The organism is Candidatus Halocynthiibacter alkanivorans, assembly GCF_003333265.1.
GTDB classification, from domain to species: domain Bacteria; phylum Pseudomonadota; class Alphaproteobacteria; order Rhodobacterales; family Rhodobacteraceae; genus Halocyntiibacter_A; species Halocyntiibacter_A alkanivorans.
This window is the reverse complement of the sequence record NZ_QOLB01000060.1, coordinates 36,964-53,769: the sequence shown is the minus strand read 5'-3', so window position 1 is coordinate 53,769 and position 16,806 is coordinate 36,964. Positions and strand designations below refer to the sequence as shown.

Sequence of the window (16,806 nt, the reverse complement as noted above, 5' to 3'; positions counted from 1 at the left end):
CGATTGTAGGTTTTGAGTAGCGAAATCACCCTTTGCTCCTTTCTTACCCTCAGGCACAAACGATGGCTGCACTACACAGCTCAAAAATGTTCAGTGGCTTTAACCCGCCAAAGGCTTGATCAGAATCGCCCTGAAATCATTCACATTTGTCAGCGTCGGCCCGGTCACCACCTGATCCTCCAACGCGGCAAAAAACGTATGACTGTCACTGCGCATCATCACATCGGCCGCGTCAATGCCCAGCGCGCCGGCCCGCGCCAACGTCTGCTCCGTCACCACCGCGCCGGCAACTTCAGCCGCGCCATCCACCCCGTCGGTGTCGCAGGCAATCAGCGAAATACCCGGCTGGCCCTGCAACGCCATCGCCACCGCCAGCGCGAATTCCGCATTGGGTCCGCCAATACCGCCGCCCCAGCCCGACACGGTGCATTCGCCGCCAGACAGTAGCAATACCGGCGCCTCGCCCGCTTTCAATCCGCGCTGGACCTCCAGCGCCAGAGCCGCCTGGCGCGCGCCCTCGTCCCGGGCTTCGCCCTCAATCGCATCGCCCAGGATCTGCACCCGCAGCCCGCGGGACCCGGCCAGCTTTCTGGCCGCCTCAAGCGACTGAGACGGCGCCGAAATGATCCGGTTGTCGATCTTCGACAGGCGCGCATCCCCTGGTGCCACCACCGAAGACGCGCCCTTCAGCACATCCATCGCCACCGCAGGCAGTTCCATGCCATACCGCGCGACAATCTCCAGCGCATCCGCCGGGGTCGAGCGCTCGCCCACCGTCGCACCAGACGCGATATCGGCAGGATCATCGCCGGGCACATCGGATATCATCAGACACAGCATCTTTGCCGGGTGACTTGCCGCCCCCAGCTGGCCGCCTTTCACCCGTGACATATGCTTGCGCACCACATTCATCTGCGCAATCGGCGCGCCACTTTCCAGCAACACCCGGTGCACCGCCTGTTTGTCTTCAAGTGTCATCTCCCCGGCCGGCGCACACAGCAGCGCCGAGCCACCGCCCGAGATCAGGCAGAGCACAAAATCATCCGGCCCCAGGCTTTCAAGCAAAGCCAGCAGCCGCGTGGTCGCCGCCTGCCCCGCCGCATCCGCCACCGGATGGGACGCTTCCACAATCTCAATACCTTGGGTGGGCCGCGCATAACCATACCGGGTCAGCACCAGCCCTTCACACGGGCCCCAGACCTGTTCCACCACTTCGGCCATGCGCGCCGAAGCCTTGCCGGCCCCGACCACCACAACACGACCTGCGGGTTTTTCCGGCAAAGCTGCCGGGATGGTCACCGCCGGATCCGCCGCAGCCACAGCCACATCAAATAACTTGCGCAAAAACGCCGTTTCAGATTTCAGATCTTTGCCCATATCAGCCGTTTCCGTTTCTCTTGTCTTTTAACACGACGCATCAGACACAGGATGATGTCTGAGGACCAGCGCATATTGGGATGCCGCTGCCTGGCGGCAGCTCTTTCCGACATTGCGCTACATTTTTCAGCACCGGCAGGCACCGCAGAGCAGTGCCCATGCGCGAAACCCAGGCGCTGGCACCTCCACCGCCGTCCCCGGACACTGGTCCCGCTCCAGATTTCAAAACCAGTCCATCATAAGTTTTGCCGCCAAAACGCTGGTGGTCAGCACCAGCAGCGGTTTGATCACCCTGGCACCAATACGCACCGCCAGACGGGTGCCCAGACGCGCGCCGGCGATCTGCGCCGCCCCCATCGCCAGCCCGGTAAACCACCAGGGTGTCGCTACCACGGAAAACGCCACAATCGCTCCCAGGTTGGAGGCCAGGTTTAAAAGCTTGGTATGCGCCGTCGCCTTTAGCACCCCGTAGCCGGCGAGGCTGACAAAAGCGATCATGAAAAACGAACCCGTGCCCGGCCCCAACAACCCGTCATAAAGCCCGACCAGCGGCACCATCGTCAGGGTAAACATCATTGGGGTGAACCGCGCATGGCGGTCACTGTCATCCAGCCCCTTTTTCAGCATGAAAAACAGCGCAATCGCCACCAGCACCAGCGGCAGCATCAGCCGGATAAACGCCACAGGCATCACCGAGACCAGCAAGGCCCCGACCACCGAGGCAAAAAATGCCAGCACCGCTGCGCGTCCCTGGCGCCGCAGATCCACCAGACCGGAACGGCTGTAGCCCCAGGCCGCAGTGGCGGCGCCAAACACGCTCTGGATTTTATTGGTGGAGAGCGCCTCAATCGGTGACGCCCCGGCCAAAAGCAGCACCGGCACCCCGATCAGCCCGCTGCCGCCCGCAATCGCATCAACAAAACCGGCAACAAACCCAGCAACCATCAAAAGAGCTAAAAGCTCGTATCCAACTTCAAACATTCACAAATTCATCCCTGCTGTAGCCCTGGATATACAGCAAAGATGTCAGATCACCATGGTTGATTCGGATGTCACATTGCGCCGCCACCGACGGTTTGGCATGCAGCGCCACCCCGGCGCCGGCGCGGCCCAGCATGCCAAGATCATTGGCGCCATCCCCGACCGCCATCACCTCAGCCTCAGTAAGTCCCAGACGCGCGGTGATCTCCTCCAGCGCATCCACTTTGGCCTGACGCCCGAGAATGGGCATGCCCACCTCCCCGCTCAGCTTGCCACCTTCTACGATCAAAGTATTGGCCCGGTTTTCGTCAAAGCCCAGCACGCCGGCAACATGGGCGGTAAAGGCAGTAAATCCGCCGGAGACCAGCGCCGCATAGGCCCCATCCTGCTTCATCGTCGCCAGCAATGCAGCGCCCCCCGGCATCAGGGTGATGCGCGTGTCCAGCACCTGTTTGATCACCGCGGCATCCAGCCCCGCCAGCAGACCAACGCGTTCGCGCAACGCCCCGTCAAAATCAAGTTCCCCGTTCATAGCGCGCGCGGTGATCTCTTTGACCCGCGCCCCGATCCCGGCCTCATCCGCCAGCTCGTCAATACATTCCTGCTGGATCATGGTGCTGTCCATATCCGCCAGCAGCATCTGCTTGCGCCGCCCGGCACTCTCTTGCAGCACCAGGTCCAGCCCCAGCGCCTGCAGATCGGCCCAGACCTGCCAGAAGTTCTCCGGCCGCCGCTCCAGCACAAACTCCGCCGCCTGATCCGCCGCCAGCCAGAGCGCGTCCCCGCCGCCCCAGGCATTGCGCAGCGAATCGACCATTGCACCATCAAGATTTCGCGCCGCAGGGGCAGCCATCAGCGTTACACTATACACAGGCATCTCCAGTCCGTTCAGGCCGGCGCTGTTTCCGATCGGAACCAGAACCGTCGTTTTTGTCTACTCAACCGGCGCTATAGCGCCATTTTTCATCTTGCACCAGCATCTCAAGCCTCTTATCCCCGTCGGTGGGACACCCTTCCCCAACGAAGGGCATATATCTGTGAGGATACCAGAAATGGCACTATCTACTCCGGCCACGCGGCCGGCCAATCCGCGTTTTTCGTCCGGCCCTTGCGCCAAACCGCCGGTCTTTGACCTGGCCCGCCTGGCCGACGCGCCACTGGGCCGCAGCCACCGCGCTGCCCCCGGCAAAGCCAAACTCAAAGCCGCCATCGACAACACCCGCGACATTCTCGGCATTCCGGCCGACTACCGTATCGGCATTGTTCCTGCGTCTGACACCGGCGCAGTTGAAATGGCCATGTGGTCGCTGCTCGGCGCCCGCCCGGTGGAAATGCTGGCCTGGGAAAGTTTCGGCGCCGGCTGGGTCACCGATGTGGTGAAACAGCTGAAGCTGGACGCCACCACCCGCATCGCCGGCTATGGCGACATCGTCGACCTGACTGAGGTCGATTTTGACAAAGACGTTGTCTTTACCTGGAACGGCACCACCTCGGGTGTGCGTGTTGCCTCTGGCGACGTGATCCCTGCAGACCGCGACGGGCTGACCATCTGTGATGCGACCTCGGCGGCCTTCGCCCAGGACCTGCCCTGGGACAAGCTCGACGTCACCACCTTCTCCTGGCAGAAAGTGCTCGGCGGTGAAGCGGCCCATGGCATGCTGATCCTGTCGCCCCGCGCTGTGGAACGGCTGGAAAGCTACACCCCGGCCTGGCCGCTGCCCAAAATCTTCCGCCTCACCAAAGGTGGCAAACTGATCGAAGGCATCTTTAAGGGTGAGACCATCAACACCCCCTCGATGCTGGCAGTGGAAGACTACCTGCTGGCGCTGGACTGGGCCAAATCGGTCGGCGGTCTCAAAGGCATGATCGCACGTGCCGACGCCAATGCCGGCGCGGTGGCAGACTTTGTCGCGGCCAACGACTGGATCGAATTCCTTGCCAATGATCCGGCGACGCGCTCCAACACCTCGGTCTGCCTCAAGTTTACCGACGAGCGGATCAAAGACGGCGCCGCTTTCGCCAAGGCCGTGGCCAAACGGCTCGATGCGGAAAACGTGGCGCTCGACATTGGCGCCTACCGTGACGCACCCGCCGGTCTGCGCATCTGGTGCGGTGGCACAGTCGAGACCTCTGACATCACCGCCATGCTGCCCTGGCTGGACTGGGCATTTCACGCGGAACTCGCCGCGCAGTAATTTTTTCGGCTGCCGTTCTGACCCCGGACTGGCAGCCGTTCCCCCAATGTTCATGCGTTTGCACAACCCACCCGGCGTTTTGTGCAAAATTCACATAAGTTCGCACCGATGAAGGAAGCCCTAACCATGGCACCCAAAGTTCTCGTCTCCGACAAACTCAGCGAAACCGCCGTTCAGATCTTCCGCGACCGCGGTATTGAGGTCGATTTTGAGCCCAATCTGGGCAAAGACAAAGACGCACTGCTGGCGGTTATCGGCCAGTATGACGGTCTTGCAATCCGCTCCGCCACCAAAGTGACCGAAAAAATTCTCGCAGCTGCTGACAATCTCAAAGTCGTCGCGCGCGCTGGTATTGGCGTCGATAATGTAGATATTCCAAACGCTTCCAAGAAAGGCGTGATCGTAATGAACACGCCGTTCGGCAACATGATCACCACCGCAGAACATGCGATTGCGATGATGTTTTCTGTGGCACGTCAGATCCCCGAAGCCAGCGCCTCCACCCATGCCGGCAAATGGGAAAAGTCCAAGTTCATGGGCGTGGAACTGACCAATAAAACGCTCGGCGTCATCGGTGCCGGCAATATCGGTGGCATCGTTTGTGATCGCGCTCTTGGCCTGAAAATGAAGGTCATCGCCTATGACCCGTTCCTGTCACCAGAGCGCGCCGACAAAATGGGCGTCACCAAAGTCGAGCTGGATGAACTGCTGCAACGCGCTGATTTCATTACGCTTCACGTGCCGTTCACCGAGAAGACCCGCAACATCCTCAGCCGCGAAAACCTCGCCAAAACCAAGCCTGGTGTGCGCATCATCAACTGTGCCCGTGGGGGTCTGGTGGACGAAGAAGCGCTGGCGGAGTTGCTGAAATCAGGTCACATCGCCGGCGCAGCCTTTGACGTCTTTGCCGTTGAACCTGCAAAAGAAAATCCGCTTTTCAACCTGCCCAACGTGGTCTGCACCCCGCACCTGGGCGCAGCCACATCGGAAGCTCAGGAAAACGTGGCGCTGCAAGTGGCCGAACAGATGTCCGACTACCTGCTGACCGGTGCGGTGTCCAACGCGCTGAACATGCCCTCTGTCACCGCTGAAGAAGCCAAAGTCATGGGACCATGGATTCACCTGGCAGAACATCTTGGTGCTTTTGTTGGCCAGATGACCGGCGAAGTCATCAAAGAAATCAACGTGGTATATGACGGCGCGGTGTCGAAAATGAACCTCGCCGCGTTGGAATGTGCCGCTGTTGCCGGTCTGATGAAAGCCACCAACCCAGCGGTAAACATGGTGTCTGCTTCGGTGATCGCCAAAGAACGCGGCATCGCCATTTCCAAAACCACCCAGGACAAATCCGGCGTGTTTGACGCCTATATCAAACTGACGGTGAAAACCGACAAACGCGAACGCTCGATCGCTGGCACGGTATTTTCCGATGGAAAACCTCGGTTCATCCAGATCAAAGGCATCAACATCGACGCCGAAATCGGCGCGCACATGTTGTATACGTCCAACAAGGACGTGCCTGGCATCATCGGTAAACTCGGCTCGATCCTGGCGGCCAATAACGTCAATATCGCCAACTTTACCCTTGGCCGCGCTGATCAGGGCGCCGACGCGATTGCGCTGCTTTATATTGACGAGCAGCCCGATGCTAAAGTTCTTGCAGAACTTCGCGACACCGGCCTGTTCCAGATCGTCGCACCGCTGGAATTTTCGGTATAAGATCAAAGGCTCCGGGGAATTTTCCCGGAGCCACCATCGACGAGAAGCCTGTCAGCACCGACCGCTTTTTGTACACTTACAGCCTGCTGACGACCGTTTACGCAGCCAGTTCCCGGCCTCAAAATTCGCGCTGAAGCGTCACAAACTGCGCCGCACGCGCGTTGACACCAGGGCAGGCTGCCCCCATGTCTAAGCTGCTGAAAGAGATGTGGAATGGGAAAACTGATGCAGATCTACGCCATAGGTGACATTCACGGCCAACTCGACATGCTGAAAGCGGCCCACGACCGCATCAACCGCGATATTGCCGCCACGGGCATCAAAGCGACTGTGGTTCATCTCGGTGACCTGGTGGATCGCGGCCCTGACTCCCGCGGTGTTATTGAATACCTGATGGAGGGCATTGACCAGGGCCAGGACTGGATTGTTCTGCGTGGCAATCACGACCGGATGTTTCAGCGTTTTGTCGAAACGGGCGTCGACACCGACACCAGGATCTCGTCAGGTATCGGCTATTTTGACCGACGCATCGGCGGCGTTAAAACGCTTGAATCTTATGGCGTTAGCGCCTCAGAAGACGGGGATATGAACGCGATTCAGATCGCCGCTCAGGCCGCGGTCCCGGCCGCACATCTGGCGTTCATGCGCTCTCTGCCCCTGACGCACCAACACGAAGGCCTGCTGTTTGTCCATGCCGGCATCCGCCCCGGCGTCGCGCTGGAGCAGCAATCAGAAGATGACCTGATCTGGATCCGCGCGGGTTTTCTCACCCACCGCGGCAGTTTTGGCCCGCTCGTGGTGCACGGCCACACGGCTCTTTTTCGGCCACTGCATTATGGCAACCGGGTTGACCTGGATTCAGCGGCTGGCTACGGCGAACCCATGACAGCCGCAGTTTTTGACGGCGATCAGGTGTTTGTCCTGACGGATGCGGGACGCGTACCCATTGAACACGCAGAAATACCCACAAGTCTGCCGGTCCCGGATGCCTATGTGCGTGTTAGTCGCGCCGGATGATGCCAGTGATCGCCGCCGCCGCCAATGCGGTGACGATCCAGCCCACCGTCTTTGCAAACCAGCGCAACCACCAGCCGGTCCGCCCCAAAGGTGAGCGCGACGTAGAAGGCGCCCAGGCGGCTTCCTGGCCCAGCGACACGATCGGAATGAACAAATCCGCGGCATAGGCCCAGGCGTTGAATGTTTCCCAGTCCTGGCCGGCTTGCCCGGGTTGAGACCAGAATTCCGCGGGGTTTTCAGATCGTTGCACCGTTGCTTCGATCCAGGGGCCAGAGATCAGAATCGGCGCCGCATTGGGCGTCATATCCCCCGCCTCCCAGGCACGTTGAAAAAACGCCCCCAACGCCACTACCAACACCAGAGCCAGAAACACCGCCCGCCCGGGCCGGTAGCCATACCCAACCGTCAGCCGCAAACCTGCATCCACACTCCACGACACCGCGCGCAAAAGCGGATTTTTCTGCAACAGGCGGTTTTCATGTCGCAAGACTTGTTCTTTGCGCATCAGGACGGTCTGCGCATCATCGCGATGGCCAAGCCGCCTCAACACATAAGCCAGCTGTTCATAGGGCTGCGCGGTAAACGGTGTTTCAGCCGGCCGGCGTGCCAGCCACTCCAGCCGCGCCGCCAGAGAGGTCTCGGCATGGCGTGAAAAATCGCCATAGCGAAACCCGTCCAGCCGGATCGGATAGACAGCACCAGGACCCGCCGGTTCATCGGTCAACCGCGCCACTTCAGCGCCCGCCAGGTTTACAATTCCCCGCCCTATCTGATTGGCCTGCATGTATAAAATGCCGCCGATCACCGCGCGCCCCAGCGAGAGCGCGATATTGTTGCCATGCTCTTCAGTGGCGCCAAAGAAAGCAGCGGGCTGCGCCTCGGCGGGCAGTGAAATCGCCGTATTCGTGACGAAAAAATCATGCGCGACGCGGGCAGATGCAAAGAACAACATCCCCTCACTGATCAGAGTGGTAACGCGCTGTGAATAGGGGTAGTTGCCCAGAAAAACCGATCCCTGAACCCGCAGAGATGGCGCAAAGACCGCGTCCGACACCCCGCTGTGGATCTCAGCATCGCAGATCTGCAAATCGCCACCGATCCGGGCGCCAGCAAGGCTGATTTCGCCGTCAATCACAGTTCCCGACCGCAGATACAACGCGCCGGAAAAGCTGGCGTTATCCGCCATAAGGCCTTTCATCAGGCAACCACTGATATGGAGACCACGCAGGCTCGCGTTGACCAGGGACAGAGGTTCCTCAATACGGCAGCGGGTCAGAGATATGTCGCGTCGGCAGTCACAGCCCTGCAAATCCAGCCTCCCGGTAATCACAGCCCCGCGCAGCCGGATCCCTTTGTCGTGCAAAATGATTTTCGGGTCTTTTCCTAATAAAACAAAGCGGATAAGCGCGGCGCGGATACGGGTGCCCGGCGCGATCTGGTCCGGAATATCACCATCACCGAACGTCAGACGCGCGCTGTCTCCGGCGCCGTCAATAAAGCGTTTTTCAGCCTCACTCAGCGGGGAATAATCACTCAGTGTTTCCATCCCTGAACCGTGCCACGCAGCGTGCAACCGGGCAAGTCGTAGCGGCAGTTTATTCAAATTTCACCGAAGTAGATTCCCCCGTTAACGCGTTGATAAGACCAGATTATCAATCTGAGGTCTCAGGTGGGGGCCTGAGGGGAGTGCGTGATGAACAATCAGACGCAGAATAAAAACAGAAATCTAATTTTTGAACGCAGCAGCGGCGCATATGTTTCAAGGGATTTTGACGCTGATGAATCCGGACTGGTCCGGCTGATCCGCGAGATGCTGAACCTGCCGCGACATACATCAATGTTCTGAAACATTGAATCCGGGTGCAGAATAACGCCACGTTTCAGGTGATTTCTGCGCCCGCAAAGTCCAGGGTTCCTCCAATTCAGGAGGAATGGTCAAATGACTGATATTGTAATTCTCGGCGGCGCCCGCACCGCCATTGGTACTTTTGGTGGCGCGCTTGCATCGGTTTCGCCGATAGATCTGGCCACACTGGTGTCCAGGGCCGCCATGGAGCGCTCCGGCGTTGCCGCGGAACAGATTGGCACAGTGGCCTTTGGGCACGTGATCAATACCGAACCCCGCGATATGTATCTCAGCCGCGTTGCCGCGATTGAGGCCGGCATACCGAACGGGACACCCGCGATGAATGTGAACCGGTTGTGCGGCTCCGGTGTTCAGGCGATTGTCTCTACCATTCAATCCCTTGCACTTGGTGACGCGGAATTTGGTCTTGCCGGTGGCGCCGAATCGATGAGCCGCGCCCCCTATATTATGCCTGCCGCGCGCTGGGGGCAGAAGATGGGGGATATCGCGGCACAGGATATGATGCTTGGCGCATTGAACTGTCCGTTTGGCACCGGCCATATGGGCATTACTGCAGAAAACGTCGCCAGTGAGCACGAATTGTCCCGGGAAGACCAGGATGCCTTTGCCGCCGGGAGCCAAGCCCGTGCCGCCCAAGCGATTGAGGCGGGTCATTTCAAAAACGAAATCATCCCGGTCGAAATTACATCGCGGCGCAAAACCGTGGTATTTGAGACCGACGAACATCCCAAGGCAACCAGTGCCGAGGCGCTCGCCGGATTACGCCCTGCCTTCAAAAAAGACGGCACCGTCACCGCAGGTAATGCCTCCGGCATCAATGATGGTGCGGCTGCCCTGGTGCTGGCCCGCGCGGATGCGGCAGAAGCCGCCGGGCTGACGCCGAAATTCCGCATCCTTGGCTATGGCCACGCCGGAGTCCGCCCCGAAGTGATGGGTATCGGGCCGGTCCCTGCCGTACGTAATCTGTTGGAAAAAACCGGACTGACGGTCGCTGATTTCGATGTGATCGAATCAAATGAAGCTTTTGCGGCTCAGGCGCTTGCTGTGTCAAAGGAACTGGGGCTGGACCCGGCAAAGGTAAACCCGAATGGTGGCGCAATCGCGCTGGGTCACCCGGTAGGTGCGAGCGGCGCAATCATTACTATCAAGGCGATGTATGAACTGGAACGCACCGGAGGCAAACGCGGTCTGATCACCATGTGTATCGGTGGCGGCCAGGGCATCGCACTGGCGATTGAACGCATCTGATTGAGACAGATCCGGGCCATTCGCGGCACGGGTCTCATATCCCGGACATTAACAACGGCAAAGCTGCACCTGAGATGTAGCTTTGTCTGCTCCCAATGCCTGCCTTTCTCATAATTGTTCAGTGAATTAACCGCGGAACTAATTGGTATGCGACTATGCGGCCACGGATCGGACCATCAGGCAATGAATCAAGGCTGCAGGGCGGCGTATTTAAGAACCTGTTCACTTTGTTACTGCAATTCTGTGACGGACACCCGTATCAAAAAGATCCGCGCGATTTGGAGATAATTAATGAGCCTCACAGACGCTCTTTCACAGGAACGACGCGCCAGGCTTGCGGCGGAGCGACTGCTTGAGTTGAAACAGGCCGAACTTTTTGCCGCCAACAAAAAACTATCGCTGCACGCGCGGGTGCTGTCGGATGAAATTATCGTCAAACGCGAAGAAACCAAAACCCTCAAAGGCCAGAACATCCAGGCGTTGAGTGCGCTGGAGCGGGCCAATGTCGCGGCCAATACCGCCGAACGCCGTTTGTGGGAATCGGTTGAAACCATTAATGACGGGTTCGCCGTTTACAACAATGACGACCGGCTAGTGGCCGCCAACACCGCGTATCTGAAGATTTTTGACGAATTGGAATGTGTCAAACCTGGCATATCATATGGCGAAATGCTGCATATTCTTGTCGAAGAAGGTATCGTGGACATTGGTGAGACCGGCGCATCCGGCTGGATTGAAACGATGCAGAACAGATGGCGCGGCGATCTGTCTGAACCGGTGACCCTGAAACTTTGGAACGGGCGGTTTGTCAAGATTAACGACCGGCGTGCACCAGATGGCGACACGGTTACCCTGGCGCTGGATATCACCGACACCATCCGCTACGAGACCGAACTGACCGAGGCGCGCGAAAAGGCGGAATCGGCCAACCGGGCAAAATCCGCATTTCTTGCCAATATGAGTCATGAAATCCGCACGCCGATGAACGGTGTTGTCGGCATGGCGGAGCTGTTGAATGACACCGGGCTGAACCAGGAACAGCGGCTCTATGTGGATACAATTAAATCTTCCGGTGAAGCGCTTTTACTGCTGATCAATGATGTGTTGGATTATTCCAAGATCGAAGCAGAAAAACTGACCATCCACCCGAAACCCTTTGATATGGAACAGTGCATCCATGACGTTCTGATCCTGTTGCAGCCTGCCGCACACCAAAAAAACATTCAGCTGATTATCGACTACGACATGTTCATGCCGACACAGTACGTCGGCGATCCCGGGCGCATCCGCCAGGTGCTGACCAACCTGATTGGCAATGCGGTGAAATTCACCAGTAAAGGCCATGTGCTGATCCGCGTCGTGGGTCTGCCTGCCGAGGACGGGTGTCAGCGGGTGCATCTTCTGGTCGAAGACACCGGCATTGGCATCGCACCCAACATGGTCGAACACGTGTTCGGAGAATTCAATCAGGTCGAAAACGAGCAAAACCGCAAATTTGAGGGCACCGGGCTCGGCCTGGCGATCACCAAACGGCTGGTGCACCTGATGGGAGGCGATATCTGGGTCGATTCAGAAGAAGGCATCGGCTCTTGTTTTGGCTTCCATGTGACCATGCCAGTGTCTGAGAGCGAAGAAAGTGACGCCGCCGCCACCGCATTGCCTGCGAACCTGAAATCGGCGGTTGTTCTGGACCATCAGGATGCCAATGGCGCCATTCTTGAAAAGCAACTGACCGCACTCGGCCTTGGTGTTACCCGCTTCGCTGATCCAGCTGAACTGACGGCGAATTGCATTGAACCAGATGTTATTCTGGTGGATTACAGCCTGCCGGACACGGATCTGAACGCCCTGGTCGACTCTCTGTTCGAATGTTGCGGAAACGTACCGGTTATTTTCATTGCCACCGGGCCGGACGCCATCCGCGCGCAAATGCCGGCAGGAACTAAGATATTGCGCAAACCGCTGCTGCGGCGCAGCCTGGTGGCGGCGCTGGCGCATATGGAGCCCTCTCCGGTTGTCAGAAAACCCAAACCTGTCGCACTGCCGGCATTGCGCAAGATGCGAGTCCTGGGCGCGGAAGACAACAAGACCAACCGGTTGATCTTCACCAAAATGGTCAAGAACCTCGACATCGATCTACGTCTGGCCCACAACGGCCAGGAAGCCATTGATATGTATGAATCCTTCCAACCCGACCTGATTTTCATGGACATATCGATGCCCGAAGTCGATGGCAAGGAAGCCACCCGTGCAATCCGGAAAATCGAAGAATCGACAGATTTACACACGCCGATCGTCGCGCTGACAGCACATGCCATGGCGGGGGACGACCATGATATTCTGGCCGCCGGGCTGGATCACTATATGACCAAACCCCTGAATAAAGCCGCTATTATTGAGCGCATAGAATTAAGCCGGCCCGAAGAATGCCTGCCGGTAACTGCTGAAGAAACAGTGCTTGCCGCCGGAGCCTAGCTGACGTCCGCGCGCAGAAACACTGGGCGTGTCGCAGAGGACATATCCGGCCTGTAGCAGTACCCGCCGGCATCAAAATCCAAAATGCCCTCAGGATCCGTTATACGGCGGGTAATCAGGAAGCGGGCCATCGCGCCGCGCGCCTGTTTGGCAAAAAAACTGACGATCTTTGGCCCGGCGGGTTTGTCTTCCATAAACACCGGCGTGATGACACGCGGCGCCAGTGCCGGCCGGTCGGCAGCAGTGAAATATTCAACCGAGGCACAGTTGACTACGGTATCGCTGCCGCAGCCCCTGGCGGCCTGGTTCAGCTCCTCGGCCACCCGGTCGCCCCAGAATTCATAGAGAGACTTTCCACGTTTCGTTTTCAGCCGGCTGCCCATTTCCAGCCGGTAAGGCTGAATCAGATCACGAGGTCGCAGCAGGCCATAAAGTCCCGACAGGATGCGCAGGTGATCCTGGGCATAATCCATTTCGTCTGGTTCAAGGCTTGTTGCATCGAGGCCGGTGTAGGTATCGCCGGCAAAGATCAGCGCCGCCTGTTTGGCGTTCTCCGGCGTCGACAGGTCTTCGAACTTCGCGAACCTGTCTTTGTTCAGCTGCGCCAGAGAATCACTGATCCCCATCAGCTTTCTCAGCTTCAAAGCACTCAGTTTTCGCGCAACAACCGCCAGCTCATTGGCCTCATCCTGCAATTTCGGCAGGGTGAACGGCGCCGCAACCGGATCCATATTCAGTTTTTTAGCCGGGGAAACAACGATCAGCATAGCAGCTCCGTTTGACAGAATTCGGGGCGCATCAGTTCAGATCGCCAGACAATATTTCCAGAAATGCGGTGCCAAACCGCTCGGACTGACGCTCTCCCAGAATACGGTTCACCGCATCAAGATCGCCGGGGCGCTGCGCCGCGACTTTGGCCAGATGTGCCGAGGTGACCGTCATCGGTTTTAACGTGCCGCATTCCCCGCGAGTCAGACGCGACTGCGCCTCCAGCAGAGCGTCAAATAACGTGCCCGCGTCCCGTCCGGCCAGTTTGCGCCGCAACGGATGCAGCGCCGGCGTTGCCTCACCGGTGATCACTTCAAGAAACATCGCGCCGTATCGCTCAAGCTTCTTGGCGCCGACACCACCGATACGCGCCATTTCATCCAGATCACCGGGGCGCGTTTCCGCCATCTCGATCAGCGTTTTATCGTTAAAAATCACATAGGCCGGCACCTTGGCGGATTCGGCCAGCGCGCGTCGTTTGGCCTTCAGCGCGGACAAAAGCGGCGCATCTTCTTCGCTGACCAGACTGCGCACCACGGTCGATCCACGTTTGGCACGTTTGATCGTGTCGCGGCGCAGGGTGACGCTGTCTTCCCCCCGCAGGATCGGACGCGCCGGGTCGGTCATGAACAAAGCACCGTGACGCTCCGGGTTCGGGCGTATCAGATCAAGCCCCATCATCTGACGGAAGATCGCCTGCCACTGGCGACGGTCAAAATCGCGCCCCACCCCAAAAGTGGGCAGGCTTTCATGACCGCGCTGGCGCATTTTTTCGGTATCATTGCCAAGCAGAATATCGATCAGATGGCCGGAGCCAAAATACTCATTGGTGCGCAGGATGGCAGAAAGTGCCTTGCGCACCGCTTCGGTACCGTCAAACAGTTCCGGCGGCGTGTCGCATAAATCACAATTACCACAAGGGGTTGTCTCTTCGCCGAAATAGCCGAGCAGGTTTTGGCGGCGGCACAGCTGCGCCTCGGCCAACCCCAGCAAAGCGTTTAACCTGGCGTGGTCTGCCGCACGGCGTTCCAGGGGGGCCGGGCTTTCGTCAATCTGGCTGCGGCGATAGCGGATATCGTCCGACCCAAACAGAGTCAGTGTTTCTGCCGGCGCCCCGTCGCGCCCCGAACGACCGATTTCCTGATAATAACTTTCGATCGATTTTGGCAGGTCAGCATGCGCCACCCAGCGGATATCTGGTTTATCGACCCCCATGCCAAAAGCCACGGTTGCGACCACCACAAGCCCGTCTTCCTGCTGGAAACGGCGTTCCACTTCGCGCCGGTCCTGAGGATCCATGCCGCCGTGGTAATAACAGGCTGGATGGCCGGCTTCGCCCAGCGCCCGGGCCAGGGTTTCGGTTTTGGCGCGGGTGCCACAATAGACGATGCCGGACTGGCCGCGTCGGGCGGATGCAAAGTCGAGGACCTGCCGACGGGGACCATCTTTTACTGCAAATGCCAGATGAATATTGGGCCGGTCAAACCCGCCGAGAAAGGTCGTGGGCGTCGCACCGTCAAACAGCCGGGCGACAATTTCAGTGCGGGTCTCTTCATCTGCGGTGGCGGTAAAAGCGGCAAGCGGCACGTCCAGCGCCTGACGAAGCGCACCGATGCGCAGATAGTCCGGGCGGAAATCATGGCCCCACTGAGATACACAATGAGCCTCATCCACCGCAATCAACCGGGTGTTGGCGCGGCGCAGCAAGTTCAGCGTGCCGCCCGAGGCCAGCCGTTCCGGCGCCATGTACAGCAGTTTCAGACGATTTTCGCGCAGCGCGGCAAAAACCTCTTCAGTCTCTTCATCCGTGTTGCCCGAGGTCAGCGCCCCAGCCTCTACACCGGCTTCCCGCAACCCGCGCACCTGATCCCGCATCAGCGCAATCAGCGGCGAAATCACTACGGTCACACCGTCGCGCGCCAGCGCTGGCAATTGAAAACAAAGAGATTTCCCACCACCCGTGGGCATGATCGCCAAAACATTCTGACCATCGGTCACGGCGTCGACGATTTCCTCCTGCCCGGGGCGGAAGTTGTCGAATCCGAAGACAGAGGAAAGGAGCGCATGTGCCGGGGGCATCGGGCCTGTGGGTCTGAATGTTGCGTTGCTGCTGACAATCCCACAGCGGCGGGACAGGGGCAAGCCCCGTCCCGGCTCCAGATCAGTAAAACGATTGAATGTTGTTGATGATCACAATCCGGATCGCAATCAGCGCGAGAAGCGCCACCAGCGGCGCCAGATCCAGCCCTCCGGTCTGCGGCAGAAAACCACGGATACGGCTGTAAATCGGGTGCAGCAGCCGTTCCAGCCCGTACCAGATTTGCGATACCAGCGGCTGGCGGACGTTGAGCACCTGGAAATTAATCAACCAGCTCATGATGATATGAGCGATCAGGATATAATAGACCAGGTTGAGAACGAGCAGAAGGATTTGAAGAATTGAGACCATCGTTTGACCCTTGGCTGAATTTGTTGCTCCCCACCTAAGCGCCCTGCGTCACTGTGACAAGGCCGGAGGTGCCGTTACGTTTCGTCTTGACCTTGCGCTGCCATGCGGCAATTTGACAGCATGTATCCATTTATTCGCATGTTTTACGGCCTGTGGAAAACCCGCAGAATGCCGCCGCTCGCCCCGCTGGACACCCATGTGTCTTATCACACCTGCCTGCCCTGGGATCTTGATCTTTGGTATGAGTTAAATAACGGTCGCACGTTAACGCTTTATGATCTTGGGCGAATTCCTCTGGCACAGCGTGCAGGGATCGTGCCCGCCCTGCGCAAAAACCGCTGGGGGCTGACCATTGCCGGGGTGTCTGTGCGCTATCGCAAACGGATCAGGATGATGGAACGGATTGAAATGCGCAGCCGCATGCTGGGGTGGGATGACCGGTTTGTCTATCTTGAACAGAGCATGTGGAAAAAAGACGGCACCTGTGCGAATCACGCACTGTTCCGCTCTGCGATCACCGGCAAAGACGGTATTGTCAGCCCGGCGCTGATGGCGGCGGAGCTGAATATCCCGCAACAATCACCGGACTTGCCCGACTGGGTGCAGCGCTGGATTGATGCGGATGCCACACGCCCCTGGCCGCCTGGCAGCGCTTAGCCGCCAAAATGGTTGCGCATTCCCGGCAATGCTTGTTCTATCCAGGCAATAAT

General features: G+C 58.6%; 14 protein-coding genes. 7 read left to right on the top strand and 7 right to left on the bottom strand.

Features of this window, described 5'->3' with window-relative positions; genetic code table 11:
• Positions 1–99 precede the first annotated feature (99 nt).
• The 3 genes from DWA01_RS05460 to serB all read right to left on the bottom strand — a co-directional run bounded on the left by DWA01_RS05460 (position 100) and on the right by serB (position 3,211).
• Positions 100–1,377, bottom strand: coding sequence for a glycerate kinase type-2 family protein (locus DWA01_RS05460; RefSeq protein ID WP_114284812.1), 1,278 nt, complete (start codon positions 1,375–1,377; stop codon positions 100–102).
• A 222-nt stretch (positions 1,378–1,599) separates the two neighbouring features.
• Positions 1,600–2,358 (bottom strand): TSUP family transporter, encoded by a 759-nt coding sequence (locus DWA01_RS05455; RefSeq protein ID WP_114284811.1) that lies wholly within the window; start codon positions 2,356–2,358, stop codon positions 1,600–1,602.
• On the bottom strand, positions 2,351–3,211 hold the full coding sequence (serB, locus tag DWA01_RS05450) for a phosphoserine phosphatase SerB (protein WP_419186985.1): 861 nt from the start codon (positions 3,209–3,211) through the stop codon (positions 2,351–2,353). The genes DWA01_RS05455 and serB overlap by 8 nt, the downstream gene beginning before the upstream one ends.
• A 199-nt stretch (positions 3,212–3,410) precedes the next feature.
• Between serB and DWA01_RS05445 the strand changes: the two genes are divergently transcribed.
• The 3 genes from DWA01_RS05445 (at position 3,411) to DWA01_RS05435 (ending at position 7,289) form a co-directional block, all read left to right on the top strand.
• The gene (locus DWA01_RS05445; RefSeq protein WP_114284808.1) at positions 3,411–4,553 is read left to right on the top strand and encodes a phosphoserine transaminase; all 1,143 of its coding nucleotides are present in this window, start codon (positions 3,411–3,413) and stop codon (positions 4,551–4,553) included.
• A gap of 126 nt (positions 4,554–4,679) precedes the next feature.
• On the top strand, positions 4,680–6,272 hold the full coding sequence (gene serA / locus DWA01_RS05440) for a phosphoglycerate dehydrogenase (protein WP_114284806.1): 1,593 nt from the start codon (positions 4,680–4,682) through the stop codon (positions 6,270–6,272).
• 213 nt (positions 6,273–6,485) lie between these two features.
• The gene (locus tag DWA01_RS05435; RefSeq protein WP_419186983.1) at positions 6,486–7,289 is read left to right on the top strand and encodes a metallophosphoesterase family protein; all 804 of its coding nucleotides are present in this window, start codon (positions 6,486–6,488) and stop codon (positions 7,287–7,289) included.
• Here the strand turns inward: DWA01_RS05435 and DWA01_RS05430 are convergent.
• Positions 7,273–8,835 carry a hypothetical protein gene (locus tag DWA01_RS05430; protein WP_114284804.1) on the bottom strand — a complete coding sequence of 521 codons (1,563 nt, stop codon included), beginning with the start codon at positions 8,833–8,835 and terminating at the stop codon, positions 7,273–7,275. The genes DWA01_RS05435 and DWA01_RS05430 overlap by 17 nt on opposite strands.
• A gap of 147 nt (positions 8,836–8,982) precedes the next feature.
• Between DWA01_RS05430 and DWA01_RS23065 the strand changes: the two genes are divergently transcribed.
• From DWA01_RS23065 to DWA01_RS05420, 3 genes are all read left to right on the top strand, one after another.
• Positions 8,983–9,135: a hypothetical protein gene (locus DWA01_RS23065; RefSeq protein WP_160115964.1), complete on the top strand. Its 153-nt coding sequence runs from the start codon at positions 8,983–8,985 to the stop codon at positions 9,133–9,135.
• Between the two features lie 93 nt (positions 9,136–9,228).
• Positions 9,229–10,404, top strand: a complete 1,176-nt coding sequence (locus DWA01_RS05425; protein ID WP_114284802.1) for an acetyl-CoA C-acyltransferase family protein — start codon at positions 9,229–9,231, stop codon at positions 10,402–10,404.
• A gap of 291 nt (positions 10,405–10,695) precedes the next feature.
• Positions 10,696–12,879: an ATP-binding protein gene (locus tag DWA01_RS05420; RefSeq protein WP_114284800.1), complete on the top strand. Its 2,184-nt coding sequence runs from the start codon at positions 10,696–10,698 to the stop codon at positions 12,877–12,879.
• On the opposite strand, the gene yaaA is transcribed toward DWA01_RS05420, so the two are convergent.
• From yaaA to DWA01_RS05405, 3 genes are all read right to left on the bottom strand, one after another.
• Complete coding sequence (gene yaaA, locus DWA01_RS05415) at positions 12,876–13,646, bottom strand: peroxide stress protein YaaA (RefSeq protein ID WP_114284799.1); 771 nt, start codon at positions 13,644–13,646, stop codon at positions 12,876–12,878. The two genes, DWA01_RS05420 and yaaA, sit on opposite strands and share 4 nt — an antisense overlap.
• A gap of 31 nt (positions 13,647–13,677) precedes the next feature.
• Positions 13,678–15,726: a DNA helicase RecQ gene (gene recQ / locus DWA01_RS05410; protein ID WP_114284797.1), complete on the bottom strand. Its 2,049-nt coding sequence runs from the start codon at positions 15,724–15,726 to the stop codon at positions 13,678–13,680.
• A gap of 82 nt (positions 15,727–15,808) precedes the next feature.
• Positions 15,809–16,096, bottom strand: a complete 288-nt coding sequence (locus DWA01_RS05405) for a YggT family protein (protein ID WP_114284795.1) — start codon at positions 16,094–16,096, stop codon at positions 15,809–15,811.
• A gap of 120 nt (positions 16,097–16,216) precedes the next feature.
• Between DWA01_RS05405 and DWA01_RS05400 the strand changes: the two genes are divergently transcribed.
• Positions 16,217–16,753, top strand: a complete 537-nt coding sequence (locus tag DWA01_RS05400) for an acyl-CoA thioesterase (protein WP_114284816.1) — start codon at positions 16,217–16,219, stop codon at positions 16,751–16,753.
• Positions 16,754–16,806: the final 53 nt, after the last annotated feature.